The sequence below is a fragment of the Mucilaginibacter ginsenosidivorax genome (genome assembly GCF_007971525.1).
GTDB lineage: Bacteria > Bacteroidota > Bacteroidia > Sphingobacteriales > Sphingobacteriaceae > Mucilaginibacter > Mucilaginibacter ginsenosidivorax.
This window is the reverse complement of record NZ_CP042437.1, coordinates 5,513,826-5,529,827: the sequence shown is the minus strand read 5'-3', so window position 1 is coordinate 5,529,827 and position 16,002 is coordinate 5,513,826. Positions and strand designations below refer to the sequence as shown.

General features: G+C 43.8%; 17 protein-coding genes. 9 read left to right on the top strand and 8 right to left on the bottom strand.

Annotated elements, in window-relative coordinates; genetic code table 11:
- Positions 1-91: 91 nt before the first annotated feature.
- Together FSB76_RS23070 and FSB76_RS23065 are read right to left on the bottom strand one after the other, a co-directional pair.
- Positions 92-658, bottom strand: coding sequence for a thioredoxin family protein (locus FSB76_RS23070; RefSeq protein WP_147057563.1), 567 nt, complete (start codon positions 656-658; stop codon positions 92-94).
- Between the two features lie 141 nt (positions 659-799).
- Positions 800-1,432 (bottom strand): MarR family winged helix-turn-helix transcriptional regulator, encoded by a 633-nt coding sequence (locus tag FSB76_RS23065; RefSeq protein WP_147057561.1) that lies wholly within the window; start codon positions 1,430-1,432, stop codon positions 800-802.
- Positions 1,433-1,529: 97 nt separating this feature from the next.
- On the opposite strand from FSB76_RS23065, the gene FSB76_RS23060 reads away from it, so the two are divergent.
- From FSB76_RS23060 to FSB76_RS23045, 4 genes are read left to right on the top strand one after another with little or no spacing between them, the layout of a single operon-like run.
- Positions 1,530-2,003, top strand: coding sequence for a DUF2214 family protein (locus tag FSB76_RS23060; RefSeq protein WP_147057559.1), 474 nt, complete (start codon positions 1,530-1,532; stop codon positions 2,001-2,003).
- A gap of 1 nt (position 2,004) precedes the next feature.
- Positions 2,005-2,649 (top strand): NAD(P)-dependent oxidoreductase, encoded by a 645-nt coding sequence (locus FSB76_RS23055; protein ID WP_147057557.1) that lies wholly within the window; start codon positions 2,005-2,007, stop codon positions 2,647-2,649.
- 2 nt (positions 2,650-2,651) lie between these two features.
- Positions 2,652-2,876 (top strand): hypothetical protein, encoded by a 225-nt coding sequence (locus FSB76_RS23050; protein ID WP_147057555.1) that lies wholly within the window; start codon positions 2,652-2,654, stop codon positions 2,874-2,876.
- A 17-nt stretch (positions 2,877-2,893) separates the two neighbouring features.
- Positions 2,894-3,208 carry an antibiotic biosynthesis monooxygenase family protein gene (locus FSB76_RS23045; RefSeq protein ID WP_147057553.1) on the top strand — a complete coding sequence of 105 codons (315 nt, stop codon included), beginning with the start codon at positions 2,894-2,896 and terminating at the stop codon, positions 3,206-3,208.
- Positions 3,209-3,227: 19 nt separating this feature from the next.
- On the opposite strand, the gene FSB76_RS23040 is transcribed toward FSB76_RS23045, so the two are convergent.
- The 3 genes from FSB76_RS23040 to FSB76_RS23030 form a co-directional block, all read right to left on the bottom strand.
- Complete coding sequence (locus FSB76_RS23040) at positions 3,228-3,593, bottom strand: DUF1304 domain-containing protein (RefSeq protein WP_147057551.1); 366 nt, start codon at positions 3,591-3,593, stop codon at positions 3,228-3,230.
- Positions 3,594-3,694: 101 nt separating this feature from the next.
- Complete coding sequence (locus tag FSB76_RS23035) at positions 3,695-4,117, bottom strand: hypothetical protein (protein ID WP_147057549.1); 423 nt, start codon at positions 4,115-4,117, stop codon at positions 3,695-3,697.
- A 454-nt stretch (positions 4,118-4,571) separates the two neighbouring features.
- Positions 4,572-4,955 carry a TraR/DksA family transcriptional regulator gene (locus FSB76_RS23030; protein WP_090645387.1) on the bottom strand — a complete coding sequence of 128 codons (384 nt, stop codon included), beginning with the start codon at positions 4,953-4,955 and terminating at the stop codon, positions 4,572-4,574.
- 200 nt (positions 4,956-5,155) lie between these two features.
- Here FSB76_RS23030 and FSB76_RS32740 point away from each other — a divergent pair, with 200 nt between their 5' ends.
- Positions 5,156-5,278 (top strand): hypothetical protein, encoded by a 123-nt coding sequence (locus tag FSB76_RS32740; protein WP_262713487.1) that lies wholly within the window; start codon positions 5,156-5,158, stop codon positions 5,276-5,278.
- A complete protein-coding gene (locus FSB76_RS23025) occupies positions 5,278-5,595 on the top strand; it encodes a hypothetical protein (RefSeq protein WP_147057547.1) in 318 nt (105 codons plus the stop codon). The genes FSB76_RS32740 and FSB76_RS23025 overlap by 1 nt, the downstream gene beginning before the upstream one ends.
- Before the next feature lie 57 nt (positions 5,596-5,652).
- On the opposite strand, the gene FSB76_RS23020 is transcribed toward FSB76_RS23025, so the two are convergent.
- Positions 5,653-8,484, bottom strand: coding sequence for a DNA gyrase/topoisomerase IV subunit A (locus FSB76_RS23020; protein ID WP_147057545.1), 2,832 nt, complete (start codon positions 8,482-8,484; stop codon positions 5,653-5,655).
- A 314-nt stretch (positions 8,485-8,798) separates the two neighbouring features.
- Here FSB76_RS23020 and FSB76_RS23015 point away from each other — a divergent pair, with 314 nt between their 5' ends.
- Positions 8,799-9,350, top strand: coding sequence for a cupin domain-containing protein (locus FSB76_RS23015; RefSeq protein ID WP_147057543.1), 552 nt, complete (start codon positions 8,799-8,801; stop codon positions 9,348-9,350).
- Between the two features lie 183 nt (positions 9,351-9,533).
- Here FSB76_RS23015 and FSB76_RS23010 read toward each other — a convergent pair whose 3' ends face one another.
- Positions 9,534-10,364, bottom strand: coding sequence for a sulfotransferase (locus FSB76_RS23010; protein WP_147057541.1), 831 nt, complete (start codon positions 10,362-10,364; stop codon positions 9,534-9,536).
- Between the two features lie 36 nt (positions 10,365-10,400).
- Positions 10,401-10,952, bottom strand: coding sequence for an adenylyl-sulfate kinase (gene cysC, locus FSB76_RS23005; protein ID WP_147057539.1), 552 nt, complete (start codon positions 10,950-10,952; stop codon positions 10,401-10,403).
- Between the two features lie 294 nt (positions 10,953-11,246).
- Between cysC and katG the strand changes: the two genes are divergently transcribed.
- Together katG and nagB are read left to right on the top strand one after the other, a co-directional pair.
- Positions 11,247-13,490, top strand: coding sequence for a catalase/peroxidase HPI (gene katG, locus FSB76_RS23000; RefSeq protein ID WP_147057537.1), 2,244 nt, complete (start codon positions 11,247-11,249; stop codon positions 13,488-13,490).
- A 564-nt stretch (positions 13,491-14,054) separates the two neighbouring features.
- The gene (gene nagB / locus FSB76_RS22995; RefSeq protein WP_147057535.1) at positions 14,055-15,977 is read left to right on the top strand and encodes a glucosamine-6-phosphate deaminase; all 1,923 of its coding nucleotides are present in this window, start codon (positions 14,055-14,057) and stop codon (positions 15,975-15,977) included.
- Positions 15,978-16,002 lie beyond the last annotated feature (25 nt).

Here is a 16,002-nt window from a genome sequence, read left to right as displayed (position 1 = left end):
CCGACAAAAAGTTCGCGAATAGATCCTTCACTACGTTCAGGATGACAATTCTCTTATTGTATTTCACCACCCCTTCAGAATTTTGCGAATTTTAACTCCTCACAATAGCTTTAAAAATAACAATCAACTCCTGCTGCAAACTCACGCCCTTATCGGCATTGTACCATTGTTGCAAAGCTATCTTTTGCTGCTCCATAACAACATGGTCTTTAACTAACTGCTCATACAATACCTGGCAACCGGCCGGTCGTGGCCCCCATGTGGCCAGGTCTTGATGTTGGGCATCGGCAATAATCAGTTTGGGTATCGATTTGCTGCCCCGGGTAAGGTAACTGTTTATTAAAAACGGCTCGCTATCTCTTAATTGATAATCGACTTCAATTAATGGGTTTAATTCCGATAGCCTGTGAATAAAAGGCAAACTGTGGGATGCGTCGCCACACCACGGCTCGGTAATAATAGTCCAGTTTTGTTTGGTGTTGATACCTGTAATAAGTTCAACTAATTCTTCATTCAGCGCACCCACTTTTAGCCAGCGTTCCTGTCGCGACCAGTTTAACCGGGTATAATTTAAATAATGCGGGTCATCATAAGGAAACCGGGGATTGGTATCCATTAAAATATGTTGAAAGAGTTGCTGGTAGGCTATGAAATCCATAAGTTGGTATAGCTAATCTGTATTAACAAATCTACGCTTAAATAAGTAATTAAAGCAGGCTTTAGTATATACCTAATGGCCAGATGTGAGTTGCCGCATCAAAAGCCCCATCTGGTTGATAAGGGGTTACCCTCATTTTGCTTAACCAACATTTTCAAGGTAAATATCATCAAATGACTTGGCGCGTTGTTTTTGAAACAGGCCCGAAAACCGGCGGTCAATAGGGCTAAGCAGTTGAATGCATAAGCGCTTTTGCTCGTCGCTCAGGTCATTAACCATCATGCGGGCTACCTTCAGTACAACTTCTTTGGCAGTTAACAATGTGGCCTCGCCTTTGGCGGTTAGTTTAAGGCGTTTTACCCGTTTATCCTGCTCATCGTCGTACTCGCTCACCAAACCTCTTTTTTTTAGCCTGATCAGCATATTACTGCCGCTGGATAGTTCCATAATGTTGTTGTATATGGCTTCTGATTTTATGGGGTTCTTTTGATTATAAATGGTTACAAGTATCCCAAATTCTTCCATCTGGTCAAGCCCCGTACCCTCCAGCGCTTTGTTTGAATAAGCTATATGGAATTTACCTATCCGGCGCAACAGGATCACCAACTGACCGTTCAGGTCAGGTCGCAGTTCGCCTTTGGGCTTGCCGTAACTTTCGGACTTAACATTTTGGGCCAGCTGGTACCGGCAAAAATCTTCGATACTGGCCCCCGGATGCTGCGCTTCGTAAGCGCCCCAGAGCTTCACTAACTCTACTGTTTGATTTACTACCATTTGGAAGCAAAATTATAAAAAAATGACAAAAGTTATTTGCCATATGCTACCATATGGTATAATATTGTATATAATTTACTACCAAAAAGTTTAAAATATGCAAATCACTTATCTTTTACCCACTTTTCTGGTGCTGCATTTAACGGCATTAGTATTAATGGCCGGTACAACATTGGTTGATTACCTGGCTTACTCATCGTTTTGGAAGTTTGCAGACCAGGGCAGTCGCCCCGATGCTTTGTTGAATACGATGGCCAGGCTGCCGCGTGTAGCCGGTATTGGCGCTGCCGTGCTCATCATAAGCGGCATAGGTATGATGGCCGTAACCCACGGCGTTTTTGGCGAGCAGCTTTGGTTCAGGATCAAGTTTGCACTGGTGCTCCTGGTAATCCTCAATAGCCTGCTCATAGGGCGTCGGCAGGGTTTAAAGCTTCGCAAGTTACTGGAAGCCGGCGAATTGGTATTTACAACCGAAGTTGCCCGCATCAAAAGCAACATCAAAACATTTCACCGGCTTCAACTGCTGCTGTTTTCGCTCATTATTTTTTTAAGCGTATTTAAATTTAACTGATATGAACATATTTATTGCAGGCGCCAATGGCGGCATTGGCCGCCAGGCGGTGGAGCAGGCTTTAAAGGCGGGTCACCGGGTAACCGCATTGGTACGTAATCCGGCAAAATTGCAGCTGATGCATCCTAATCTTAAAATAATAACGGGTGATATTATGCTGTTCGAAAGTTTTGCCGACGAGATGAAAGGCCAGCAAATTGTGCTATCGGCATTAGGTGTAAGCGGCGGTTTATTTAGCGATAAGCCTACCACCCTTTACTCACAGGGCAATGCTAACCTTTTAAAAGCAATGGAGCAGCATGGGGTAAAACGGATTATTTGTATCTCGGCTTCGGCGCTGGAAATAAGCCCGGTGATTCCCTGGTATGTGCGCCTGGTTGCCCGGTATGTAATTCAAAAGCTACTTAAACATATGTATGCCGACCTGCGCCGGATGGAAATTATTATAAAAGAAAGTAGCGCCGACTGGACAATTATCCGCCCGCCACAGTTAAACAACAAACCATTAACAGGTAATTACCGTACCGCTGTAAACCGGTTTTTAAAAAACTGCCTCCAGGTATCGCGTGCGGATGTAAGCCATTATATGGTGAGCAACCTTATTAATAAAGAAATTTACCAGGCAACTGTAGAGATAGCTTACTGAGCATGAACACCCAGGTTGAAATATTCAAAACTGATGTAATGCAAGAATGCGAAGCTGCCACGCTGGTTGGCCTGCTATTGCAACATCTGCCCCATTGCAGCGTCAATTTCGACCTGGAGGATTGCGACCGGATACTGCGTATCGAATCGGCGCAGCAGCAAATTAACCTGCCGCAGGTTATCTATATCATGAACAGGCTGGGTTATTCCTGTACTCTTTTAACATAATTAATAACACTAATCAAATGGAACAAATATTTATCGACCGCTTTATAATGCCCCAAAACGCAAAGGCGGAATTTACCGAACGCATGCAGATCAATCGTTCATTTATCAAACAACTTCCCGGTTTCATTGGCGATGAGGCTTATGAACGTACCGACGAAGAAGGCAACTTTATTTGTGTAACCATAGCCATATGGGCCAGTGGAGAAGCACTAAAAAACGCGAAAGAACTGGTGCAAGCCGAATATCAGCAACAAGGGTTCAATTTGCCAGCCATGCTGCAGCGCCTGGATATTAGTATGGAGCGGGGGCAATATAACAGGTTTAGTAATTAGGCAACCAGGCTAGGTTAACCTACATCCACAGCATCACCGCGCACAAAGCTATGGCGGCGGGCAGCATTTGCTTTATAAAAATAGCTTTACCAGCCGTAAAGCCGCCATACAAGCCCGCTACTACTACGCAGCCTAAAAAAAACATGGCCACATTTTTGGCCCATACGGCATCGCCAATGAGTAGCGCCCATATCAGCCCGGCGGCTAAAAACCCGTTATAAAGCCCCTGGTTGGCTGCCAGATTTTTGGTTGGTTCAAACAGTTCGGCAGGAAAGCTTTTAAAAGTTGCGCGGCCTTTGGTTGTCCAGGCAAACATTTCTATCCATAAAATATAAATGTGCTCAATGGCTACCAGGGCTATTAATATCGATGCTATAATTTTCATGATGGTATCAGGTTAACTGTATAAAACTACGCTAAATATCCCTTAATATTAAAAACATGGTGAATTGTGCTTCGAAACCATCAGCCGGGTATTCTATTACATTAGCGCTGGTAATCTTTTCTAATTTTTTCTGCTGCAAAAATGCTATCAGCCTGTAGTCTGGAAATTAACCGGCTACTATCACCCGGGTTAAAATTATAAAAAATGGAGTCTTTGGCTTTGCCATGCGCGTATATAGTCCTGATCGATATATTCCTGGATACGCTATCAATAGGCTTAAGTTTGTAATCATCAACCTCCAATTCTATTTTCCAAACAGCATCTTCCAGGGAAACATATTTCGATTGGTGCCCAATCGTTGTATCCTTCGCCTGCCATTCTACAAACCTGTTCCCCTTGTATTTTATATACCAATCAACAGGAATTTCGGGTACGCCCAACCTCCGCCTCGTTGGGTTAAACACCCTGCCAAACTTACCTAACTGGACATTATTGTTGTATTTGGCTATGTCTTTATACCCCATAAAAATCATCCAAAAAAGCAAATTACATATCCTTAAAATTTTACTCCATTTTGATTCTTTTTGACTGATTACGACAAAAACCAAGGCGATGAATATAACAGCCATACCTGCCAATTTGATTAATAACCAATCAAGCGATTCTAATTTGTATTTAAATTCGACATACCAAATGGCACCTATAAATAAACAAGAAAAGCATACGATAATTATTCCCCATTTTTTCATCGGGTAAGGTTAAGTTTGTTTTATGTGTTAAGGCAAACTGTTAAGCAGGTATTGTGATAATGATTTATTAGCTGATAAATATATGGCTATTCTGGAATGATGTCAAAATATTTGATTTCAATAAACACCCGAAAATTATATGGATACCAAACGGGAGAGTTTGTATCAAAAAATAAAGCCCGAATGTTTATCCATCCGGGCTTTCATTTTTCAAATAACTTACTACAACTTACTGTTTCAGCTTGGCTGCCATGCTCAGCGTAGTATGTGGCACGGCAAGCAAACGTTCGCGCTGGATAAGTTTGCCGGTTTCGCGGCAAATGCCATAAGTACGGTTCTCTATGCGCACCAGGGCTGCTTCCAGCTGATCGATAAATTTTTTCTGGCGCGATGCCAGTTGATTAATAGATTCTTTCTCCAGCGTAGCCGAGCCATCCTCTAAAGTGTTGTGCGAACTGGCCGTATCATCGGTACCATTGGCGTTGGGGTTGCTAATGGAAGAGGTCAGATCGAGCAGTTCTTCACGGGCCGATTTGATTTTGCCTTGTATAAGTGTTTTAAATTCCAGTAGTTCGGTTTCGTTATATCTTGTTTTTTCTTGTTCAGCGTTCATGAGTGCAGTTTACCTTTTATTATTGAACCAAACAACACATAAACCACGAATAAGTTTTGTTATTTTTTAATCAAAAAGTAAAGATAGCCCCGCTATTTAATTATTATTTCAACATAGCGCAAACATCGTTTTATTAGTTCATCTTTGATTACCACACACAGCCAGAAATACATCCGGCAGGATATAAAACCCGTACTACCATGAGCAAAGACAAAAAAAGCATGCCGAATCCGGTAGGTAAAAAAGCCCCGTCTGACTACCAGGCCGGTAAAACCAGTAAAGCCAAACCAGAAATTATAACACCCAATAAAAAAGCTAAATAATGGCAGCCAAATCTGCCGAGGCCCAGGCCCGGGATTTTTTATATGAGCTAACCAATTGCGCCAGCGAATATGGGTTTGCTAAAGACGAGTTGTGGAATGTAAACATAGCGGCCGATAAACAAAAAGCAGCTATCGAAAAGAAATATTACCCCGTAATATCGGCCCTGCTGGCGCCCGATGTACTTGCCACCGTGCCCGGCCTTGTAGCTACCCGGCTAAACACGGTGATTGCAGGTGCAGAACAAGGTGTGCTTAAAGCCGGCCCTAAAGCCAAGCCACAATACCTGGTGGTTTATGTGGCTACAAGGAAAATATAAAAAGATACTATCAAAAAAAAGCCACCGGTTGCAAATTCAACCGGTGGCTTAAATAATTTAAAACAGCCCTAACTGGCCTTTATCGTCTATATCGATATCATCCGGGTTGGTAATCTCGAAATCTATTTTCTTTGTTTGAGTTTGCGCCGGTTTTGCAGGCGAATCCGATGATCCGTTTGAAGCTTCATCCGCCCCAGGTTCAGGCAATTTTGCCGATTCTGTTTTGGGTAATTCTTCTTTCGAAGGTTCAACCTGTTTTGGGGCCGATTGTATTACCGGCTCTGTCACTGGTTCGGTTTCATCAGTCTCAATGTTTGTTTCAACAGATTCTTCTGCCTCGCTATCTTCTTCTTCAACCGACTCCTCGGCAGCATCCTCAGTAGCTATCAGCTCGACAGATTTGATAGGTAATTGCGACAGGCGGTTGCCCATAGCTTTCATACCTTTTACATCTATAAGGTCGGCCAGGTTAATCTCAATAGTTTCGGGGGTTTGCTCTTTACCTTTTAGCTGCACAATTTTAACCAATTGGTTTGCTTTGGCAATGTAAAGGAGTTTTGATCCGGGCTCATCGCTGATGATGCTTACCTGTTTGCCTATAGCTATGGTTTCAAACACAAAGCGTTTAACCATGTAGTTTTTAGATTTTCCATCCAGGTGAATTGCCGAGAAAACTTTTTTAGGATCATATTTTTCAATCAGGATCATTTTATCATCAAAATGATTGTTCAAATCAAAATTGGTAAGCTCGTAAACACCGGTGCTTAATACATTCAGGATACGGTCGTCGCCATCAAACTCGCCCAGGTATTTGCCCCGCCCATCGGCGTTAAGGCGTTTCAGGATCTCGTCATACCAAATTTTTCTGCCGGCCAGGGTTGATACGCCTTTCGATTTCAGCACAATTTTTTTAACCGGGTATTTGGTAATGATATTCCCCATCGATCCGCGTCCTTTTATGGCTATCGAAGCAAAATCTTCATCAAACTGCAGTTTCTTCAGTTTTGAATGTGGCTTGAGCTGCACATTCACTATTTCAGCCTCGCCGTTGGAGTTGGCCGTAAAGTACAGTACTTTGGTACCCTTGGTGCCTTTGGTAAGATCATACTCTTTATCGCGGGTTACCCCCACTACCGAGAAACGTTTGATATACGCGATGCCGCTTTCACCATCTTTGTATATCATGTTATACACAGTACGCTCGTCGTTCTTTTTAAATACGGCAACGTGGATGATATCTTTACCCACAAACACCTTATCCTGCACTTTGGTGATGAGGCAGCGGCCATCGGCACGAAAAACAATAATCTCGTCAATATCCGAGCAATCGCCAACGTACTCAACCGCATCATCCTTTTTAAGGCCCGAGCCAACAAAGCCGTCGGTTTTGTTAACGTACAATTTTATGTTGGCTAATGCCACCTGCGCTGCTTCTACCTTATCAAAAGTGCGTAGTTCGGTTTTACGTCCCCTGTCTTTACCATACTTTTCGCGCAGCTTTTCAAACCAGGCAATGGTGTAATCGGTAAGGTGTTTCAGGTGATGTTTTACCTGTTTTATCTCGTTTTCCAGGGCCTTCATCTGCTCATCAGCTTTTTTAACGTCAAAGCGGGTGATGCTGCTCATAGGTTTATCTATCAGCTTTTTGTAATCCTCGGCCACTATGGTACGGTAAAACTGAGGGAAGAACGGCTCGAACAAGCGGTTCAACACTTCCAGTACCGTTTCAAAATTACCCGATGTTTCATAGTCGGGGTGTTTGTACATCCCCTCCTGTATAAATATTTTAAGCAGCGAACTGAAGAAGATCTTCTCCATCAATTCCTTCAGCCTTATCTCCAGCTCCTGTTTTAACAGTTCTTTAGTAAAAAACGTGCTTTCGGTAAGCATATCGTTCACGCTCATAAAGCGCGGCTTATCCGATTGGATAACGCAGGTATTGGGCGATATAGAAACCTCGCAGTCGGTAAAGGCATATAGCGCATCGATAGTTACATCGGGCGATATGCCCGGCGCAAGGTGCACTACAATCTCTACATCCTTTGATGTATTATCTTCAATCTTCTTAATCTTGATCTTGCCTTTTTCGTTGGCATTCACAATGCTCTCCATCAGCCCGCCGGTGGTGGTGCTGAAAGGTATTTCAGATATCACCAGCGTTTTCTTATCCTTTTCGGCAATGCGGGCCCGTACCCTTACCTTGCCGCCGCGCTGGCCTTCGTTATAAGCAGATGCATCGGCCATGCCGCCGGTAGGAAAATCGGGCAATAAATTAGGCCTGATACCTTTAAGGGCGGCTATTGATGCATCAATCAGTTCAATAAAATTATGTGGTAAAATTTTGGTAGCCAAACCTACCGCAATGCCTTCGGCACCCTGTGCAAGCAGCAAAGGGAATTTTACCGGCAGCGTAATGGGCTCTTTGTTACGGCCATCATAGCTGGCCTGCCAAATGGTAGTATCGGCATTAAACACCACATCCAGCGCGAATTTGGATAACCGGGCCTCGATATAACGCGGAGCCGCTGCCGAATCGCCTGTAACCGGATCGCCCCAGTTGCCCTGGCAGTCAATAAGCAGGTTTTTTTGCCCTATTTGTACCATGGCGTCGCCTATGGATGCATCACCGTGGGGGTGATACTTCATGGTATTACCAATTACGTTGGCCGCCTTGTTAAAGCGCCCGTCGTCCATCTCCTTTAAGGAGTGCAGAATACGGCGCTGTACCGGCTTTAAACCATCGTTGATGTGTGGTACGGCACGGTCAAGGATAACGTAAGAGGCGTAATCAAGAAACCAGTTTTCGTATAACCCGTCGAGTGAGGTAACGTTATGTAATTTGTCGTCGTTATTGTCAGGTATCTCGTTTTGATTCAGATCTTCACTCATTATTCGCTAAAAACTTTTGGATGGGTAAAGATAAAAATTAAAGTGCAGATGTGCAGATTTCAAATTTCAGATGTGCAGATGATTTTATTAACACGAATGGCGCGAATTGATTCGAATTTCACGAATTCTTTTCTGGTTAAGTTATCAGAACCGGGATTAAACAGATTCTTCAGATTACACAGATTTTAGAAATTTTGACCATTCATCCTCCTGCAAATCAAATCCAAAAAATCTGAAGAATCTGCTTAATCCGAGTCCTGAAAAAATCCATGTTGTTTAACTGACCGTATATAAATAGCAAATCACAAGTAATCATGACCGATAACCGCAGAAGCATTTATAACCCTATCCAGAAAGATACCGTAGTATTTTTAAAAACAGCCGCCGAAACAAACGGCCAATACACTTTAGTAGAAGTTGAACTGGCCGATGGTGGCGGTGTGGGCTTGCATTACCACAAAACTTATAGCGAAAAATTTAACTGTATTGAGGGGGAAGTACAGGTAGCGTTAGGCAAAAATATGTATCAGTTAAAACCCGGTCAGCAAGCCCTGGCCGAACCCAACGTTAACCACCTGTTCAGGAACAGAAGCGGCAAACCCTGCAAATTCAGGGTAGAGCTGAGGCCGGCAAGCAGGGGTTTTGAACAATCGCTTCAAATAGGATACGGCCTGGCATCAGATGGCCTTACCAACAAAAAAGGTTTCCCAAAGGATAAACTGGCATTAGCCTGGTTGTTTGATATCAGCGAAAGCAACCTTCCCGGCTGGATGAGTATTTTTGAGTTTATCCTCAGAAAACAGGCAAAAAAAGCCCGCTCAAAAGGTATTGACAAAACACTTATTGAAAAGTATGTGCGGTTTTAATATTGGAGATGATTTGGAAATTTGAGGATTTGAAAATTTGAAAATCAATGCCTTACGTATTCTTTTACAAGCATTGCGTACTCATTTAAATTGGGCGCTTTAGTATATAGTTCATTAGCCGTAAAGCCATCCACTTATAAAATTATCTTCAAATTTTCAAATCCTCAAATTTTCAAATCAATTTCATCCCAACCTAACATAATGACCAATACGCAACTGCAGATATTGCGCCTTTACCAGCAACGTTTTGGTTTGTATAAAACGCTCAATATTGTGCGGTGCGCTCATCAAATTATTTTTGTAAACCTGGCCAAAATCAAAGTAGTTTAAATTAAACTTCCACTTGTTTTTTAAAAATTCAATAACCTGCTCGTCTTTCTCCAGCAATAGTTCGTAATTGATAACCAGGTAATCATCCGCGGCTAACTTTTTTAAGGTCTTTAATATCTCTTCATTATAGTTTATCCACACCTTTAAATAGGTTTCGGCATGCTCTGTATAAAACTTCTCTTCCCGGCGGCGGCGGCGCCAATACTTCCAAATCATCTGTTGAAGATAATTACGGCCCAGGTATTTTTTATCGACATGAGCAAACTCCCTTTTTATCAGCGAACTGATAACGGCGTTGTAATCGCGCATGATTACCAGGTATTTGGCTTCGGGCAGCAGCTTGCTGTAGGTGTCAAGAAACAGACAGGTACGTGGATCTTTCCAGCCCCACTGCTCATATAGCTGCTGTTTTATGCTGATAACACCTTGCAATTTTGCCAGCTGGTAAGGCGATAATTCTATCTTTTTGGCATCTACCAGCCCCGATATATCAAGGCTGTTGTTATTTAAAATTTCCTCATGCAACTTCAAAAATTCTACGTCCTCAAAGTGCCCTTCAACATTGCCATTGCCGGCGGCTACCAGGCTTTCGCCAATTTGCAATCCGCAGCGGTTAAGCCAATTTGTTATTAACGAAGTTCCGGAGCGGTGCATCCCGGTAATGATTAAAGTTTGATGTTGCATGAGTATTAATTTAGTGGGTTTATATTTTGAAAATATTTAACATGCTATATATCGCCGGTTTAATAAATGACGCTCTTGCTGTATAAAAGTCAGCAGCATCCCCGTGCATTCAGTAATATTATGAGTATAGGTGTTAATATACAGGTGAGGCGTTACCGGCGCTTCAAACGGATCATTTACACCTGTTAAATTGCATACCTTTTCGGGATGCCCATCCGGTAGCTGCGCTTTGTGATAAAGGCCTTTGGTATCCCTTGCTTTTAAAATAGGCAAGGGGCAATCCACATAAACTACTTTAACGTCATCATAATTGTCAATCAACTGGCTCCGCATGGCCTCATAAGGCATTATGGCGCTAATGACGGTAACTATGCCCAGGTTGCTAAACTTGTTGGCTATAAAGCCCAGGCGCCTGATATTTTCAAAACGGTCATCCTTTGAATATTTAAGATCGGGGAATAATTGCTGCCGGTATTCATCGGCATCTATTACCTCCGTTTGGATTTCTACCCGGTTAAGGTTTTCCTTAATTTTTTTGGCGAGGGTTGTTTTCCCGGCGCCCGACAGGCCACAAAGTAGTATGATCATAAATTAATAGTTTGTTAAACGTAAAACAGGCTGATGTTTAAACCTTTAATTAATTATCAGGTTAACGGTAAATTTTCAGCTTAAATTGCAGTTGCCAAAGCGTGCATCGACATAGAGCTGTTTTGTATCGACGAAGGCGTAAAACTAAGAGATGGAGACCGTGAACCCTGCTGCCGTACAAAGCAGCACGGCCATTGCTGCCTGCAGAAAAGATTACTTATTTATGAACGTTAAGTAGATATCTCAAATTAGATTTTCTTAATTTTAAACATAAACTTATACAACCTATTAATTATGGAAAACCACGCAGATAACAGCAAACTAAGCGATGTTAACAGCCCCAGCGCTGCAGCAAAATGCCCGTTTTTAAACGGAGCCTTAAAGCAAAGCGCCGGTAGCGGCACCAGGAACCGCGACTGGTGGCCCAACCAGTTAAAACTGAACATTCTTCGCCAAAACTCGCTCTTTTCAAACCCTATGGGCGAGGCATTCAATTATGCCGAAGAGTTTAAAAGCCTGGACCTGGATGCTGTTAAACAAGATATTTTTGAGTTGATGACCACGTCGCAGGATTGGTGGCCGGCCGATTATGGCCACTATGGCCCCTTCTTTATTCGCATGGCCTGGCACAGCGCCGGTACATACCGGGTTTCTGACGGACGTGGCGGCGCCGGTTTTGGCACCCAGCGGTTTGCGCCGCTAAACAGCTGGCCCGATAATGCCAATTTGGACAAAGCACGTTTGCTGCTTTGGCCCATAAAACAAAAATATGGCAAAAAATTGTCATGGGCCGATCTGATGATACTTACCGGCAACTGTGCACTGGAGTCGATGGGTTTAAAACCTTTTGGTTTTGGCGGCGGCCGTGCCGATGTTTGGGAACCGGCCGAGGATGTTTATTGGGGGTCTGAAAAAGAATGGCTGGGCGACGCCCGTTATACTGCCGACCGTGAGCTGGAAAATCCGCTTGCTGCCGTACAGATGGGTTTAATTTATGTAAACCCCGAAGGCCCTAACGGCAACCCCGATCCGCTTGCATCTGCACGCGACATTCGCGAAACTTTTGGCCGTATGGCAATGAATGACGAAGAAACCGTTGCGCTTATAGCCGGCGGGCATACCTTTGGTAAAACCCATGGAGCCGCCGATCCGGGCCAGTATGTGGGCAAAGAACCCGCTGGCGCCGCTATTGAAGAGCAGGGCCTTGGCTGGAAAAATAGTTTTGGCAGTGGTAACGCCGGCTACACGATTACCAGCGGTTTAGAGGGAGCCTGGACCACCACACCTACGCAATGGAGCAACAACTATTTTGAAAACCTGTTTGGTTACGAATGGGAGCTAACCAAAGGCCCGGGCGGCGCACACCAATGGAAACCTAAAGACGATGCAGGCGCGGGTTTAATACCCGATGCGCATGACCCGGCAAAAAGCCATGCGCCGTTTATGCTTACATCAGATATTGCTTTAAAAGTTGACCCGGCATATGAGAAAGTTTCAAGGCATTTTTACGAAAACCCCGGCGAATTTGCCGATGCATTTTCGCGCGCCTGGTTTAAACTCACTCACCGCGATATGGGCCCGCGTGCCCGCTACCTCGGCCCGGACGTACCTGCCGAAGTATTGATATGGCAGGATCCTATTCCGGCTGTTAGTCATCCTTTAATTGATGATAGCGACATAGCTGCACTGAAAGGCAAAATTCTCGATTCGGGACTTTCCGTGTCGCAATTGGTATCAACCGCATGGGCATCGGCATCAACATTCCGCGGTTCTGATAAACGTGGAGGCGCCAACGGTGCACGCGTTCGCCTTGCGCCGCAAAAGGATTGGGAAGTAAATAACCCAACTCAGCTGGCACATGTTTTATCAGCGCTTGAAGGTATCCAACATGATTTTAACAACGCTCAAACCAATGGTAAAAGCGTTTCTATTGCCGACCTGATTATTTTAGCCGGATCTGCAGGTATCGAGCAAGCAGCTAAAAATGCTGGCTTAGATGTTATTGTGCCTTTTACACCGGGCCGGGCCGATGCATCACAAGAACAAACCGACGTGGAATCATTTGAATACCTTGAACCCGGTGCCGATGGTTTCCGTAACTATTTTAATCCTCAGCATTCCAGCGCCGCTGAAGCAATGCTGATTGATAAAGCACAACTGCTGACATTGACGGCGCCGGAACTAACGGCTTTGATTGGTGGGATGCGCGTATTAGGTATCAATTTTAACGGATCGCAGCATGGCGTGTTAACCAAACGACCGGAAACACTTACCAACGATTTTTTCGTAAATCTGCTTGATTTGTCGACCACCTGGAAGCCAACATCAGATGCCGGCCTGGTATTTACAGGATCGGACAGGACTACAGGAGAAATTAAATGGACCGGCACCCGTGTTGACCTGATCTTCGGCTCTAACTCCGAACTTAGGGCCATTGCCGAAGTTTATGCCTGTGCAGACGGCGGAAGAAAATTTGTTAACGATTTTATTGCCGCCTGGACCAAGGTTATGAATTTGGATAGGTTTGATTTGGTTTAGTTAATGCTTTAATTATCTACAAAAAAGGTGACTATACTTCGAGTCACCTTTTTTTGTTTTAATGGCAATTCGGGTCATTAAAATAAAATTTTCATTTTATACTACTAAATACATAGACAATATAGAATTAATTATATATTTGCAGCAGATAGTTTATAAGAGGGTGCTTTTAATAACTAACAAAGCAGGCGCTGGCTGGCAGCAAGCGGATGGTTCGACCCCGTCCCCTGCATCTCTTCTCTTCTCATATTTATGTTTTATAATTGGTTAGATCAGAGTTCCTGCCCATCAGGAGCTCTTTTCTTGTTTTATATTAACCTACAGGCAACATAAAAATAACTTATTAAAATAATTTAAAAAGTTCTTTTTATTGAAAATAAGTTTTATTATGTTTGTACCAGTAATGCACAACTTGTTATTAAATAGAATTCTTTTTAGCCTTATGTCGGTGAGGCTAAAACAGTTTTGTTAATTGGTTTGATAAAATCCTCGTTTCGGCGGGGATTTTTTTTAATATGCTTTTTTTTATTCAACATATATATAACAAAGGTTCTTTAGAAAATTATGGCCCGATTAAATTTATTGGAAGAGACCCGGTACGAGAAACTGCCGGTAAGCGTTTATGGCAACCAGCAGGAGGCATCCCTTGCCGTAGCAGGCAGGATAGCCAAACTTATCCGCGATAAGCAGGCAAAAGGCGAACAGGCCGTGCTTGGCCTGGCAACAGGTGTTACCCCCATCCGTGTTTATGCCGAACTGGTACGCTTGCACAAAGAAGAAGGCTTGTCGTTTAAAGATGTGATCACCTTTAACCTGGACGAGTACTATCCCATGAAGCCAGATGCCGCCCAAAGCTACGTTACTTTCATGTATGAGAACCTTTTCAGCCATGTTGATATTGATAAAGCCCATGTGCACATACCCGATGGTACTTTGGATAAAGAAGACGTGGTAGCCTTCTGCCTGGATTATGAAAAACAGATTGAAGAGTTAGGCGGCCTGGATCTGCAGATATTAGGTATCGGCCGTACCGGTCACATCGGTTTTAACGAACCGGGCTCGGCGCCAAACTCGGGTACCCGTTTGGTTACGTTAGATGATTTGACCCGCAGCGATGCTGCCCGCGATTTTGGCGGCAAGGCCAATGTGCCTACCAAAGCCATCACCATGGGTATTGGCACCATTTTTAAAGCCCGCGAAATTATCCTGATGGCCTGGAGCGCCAAAAAGGCGCCTATTGTTAAAAAAGCCGTGGAAGGTGAAATATCCGGCGAAGTACCTGCCACCTATTTGCAATTATCAGATCATGTTGAATTTGTACTGGACGAAGCGGCAGCATCTGAACTAACCCGCTTTGATACCCCATGGCTGGTAAAAGATTGTTCATGGGATGATAATACCCTGAAAAAGAAAGCCGTGATCTGGCTGGCTGATACCATTGGCAAACCGGTATTAAAACTTACCGAAGAAGATTACAACAACCATGGTATGGCCCAGCTTGCTGTAGAGCAGGGCCCGGTTTACAACATCAATATTGATATTTTTAACCAGATACAACATACCATTACCGGCTGGCCGGGTGGCAAACCCAATGCGGATGATTCACAACGGCCGGAAAGGGCTTTGCCGGCAAAAAAACGTTCGGTTATCTTCTCCCCGCACCCGGATGATGATGTGATCTCGATGGGAGGTACCTTCATCCGTTTGGTTGACCAGGGACATGATGTGCATGTAGCCTACCAAACATCGGGCAATACCGCGGTTTGGGACGATGATGTGCTGCGTTACATGGAATTCGCTATCGATTTTACCAACAGCATCGGTGAGGACAGTAACCACCTGACAAAATTGTACGAAGAGATGCGCGCCTTCTTCCCGCAAAAACAACCTAACCAGATTGATACCCGCGAGATAAGGAATGTAAAAGGTTTTATTCGCAAAACAGAGGCTATTTCAGGCGCCCGTTATGCAGGCTTGCCAGACGATCATATCCACTTTATGGCTTTACCTTTTTACGAAACAGGTAAAACCAAAAAGAACACCGTTGGCGAGGAAGATATCCAGCTGACCATCGACCTGTTGCAAAAAATAAAACCACACCAGATCTTCGCAGCCGGTGATTTTGCCGATCCGAATGGTACCCACCTGGTTTGCTTCAACATTATTTTAGCAGCACTTGATCGCCTGAAAGCCACCGAAGATTGGGTGAAAGATTGCTGGTTATGGATGTACCGCGGTGCATGGCACGAATTTGAAACTCATGAAATTGAAATGGCTGTGCCATTATCACCACAGGAGGTAATTCGTAAACGCAACGCTATCTTCAAACACCAATCGCAAAAAGACAGGCCGGTTTTTCCAGGTGACGATGCGAGGGAGTTTTGGGTTAGGGCTGAGGACCGGACAAGTGATACCGCTAAAAAATATGACAAATTAGGTTTAGCTGAATATGAGGCTATGGAAGCGTTTGTGAGGTATAGGTTTTAATTCATTTAGTCCATGGACCATAGAC

Bases quoted from the DNA above. Each gene is read 5' to 3' on its own strand.
- FSB76_RS23060 (WP_147057559.1), top strand. From the start codon at position 1,530: ATGCAAATCACTTATCTTTTACCCACTTTTCTGGTGCTGCATTTAACG.
- FSB76_RS23020 (WP_147057545.1), bottom strand. From the start codon at position 8,484: ATGAGTGAAGATCTGAATCAAAACGAGATACCTGACAATAACGACGAC.
- FSB76_RS23070 (WP_147057563.1), bottom strand. From the start codon at position 658: ATGGATTTCATAGCCTACCAGCAACTCTTTCAACATATTTTAATGGAT.
- FSB76_RS23015 (WP_147057543.1), top strand. From the start codon at position 8,799: ATGACCGATAACCGCAGAAGCATTTATAACCCTATCCAGAAAGATACC.
- katG (WP_147057537.1), top strand. From the start codon at position 11,247: ATGGAAAACCACGCAGATAACAGCAAACTAAGCGATGTTAACAGCCCC.
- FSB76_RS23025 (WP_147057547.1), top strand. From the start codon at position 5,278: ATGGCAGCCAAATCTGCCGAGGCCCAGGCCCGGGATTTTTTATATGAG.
- FSB76_RS23030 (WP_090645387.1), bottom strand. From the start codon at position 4,955: ATGAACGCTGAACAAGAAAAAACAAGATATAACGAAACCGAACTACTG.
- FSB76_RS23010 (WP_147057541.1), bottom strand. From the start codon at position 10,364: ATGCAACATCAAACTTTAATCATTACCGGGATGCACCGCTCCGGAACT.
- cysC (WP_147057539.1), bottom strand. From the start codon at position 10,952: ATGATCATACTACTTTGTGGCCTGTCGGGCGCCGGGAAAACAACCCTC.
- FSB76_RS23045 (WP_147057553.1), top strand. From the start codon at position 2,894: ATGGAACAAATATTTATCGACCGCTTTATAATGCCCCAAAACGCAAAG.
- FSB76_RS23050 (WP_147057555.1), top strand. From the start codon at position 2,652: ATGAACACCCAGGTTGAAATATTCAAAACTGATGTAATGCAAGAATGC.
- FSB76_RS23040 (WP_147057551.1), bottom strand. From the start codon at position 3,593: ATGAAAATTATAGCATCGATATTAATAGCCCTGGTAGCCATTGAGCAC.
- FSB76_RS23035 (WP_147057549.1), bottom strand. From the start codon at position 4,117: ATGGGGTATAAAGACATAGCCAAATACAACAATAATGTCCAGTTAGGT.
- FSB76_RS32740 (WP_262713487.1), top strand. From the start codon at position 5,156: ATGAGCAAAGACAAAAAAAGCATGCCGAATCCGGTAGGTAAAAAAGCC.
- FSB76_RS23065 (WP_147057561.1), bottom strand. From the start codon at position 1,432: ATGGTAGTAAATCAAACAGTAGAGTTAGTGAAGCTCTGGGGCGCTTAC.
- FSB76_RS23055 (WP_147057557.1), top strand. From the start codon at position 2,005: ATGAACATATTTATTGCAGGCGCCAATGGCGGCATTGGCCGCCAGGCG.
- nagB (WP_147057535.1), top strand. From the start codon at position 14,055: ATGGCCCGATTAAATTTATTGGAAGAGACCCGGTACGAGAAACTGCCG.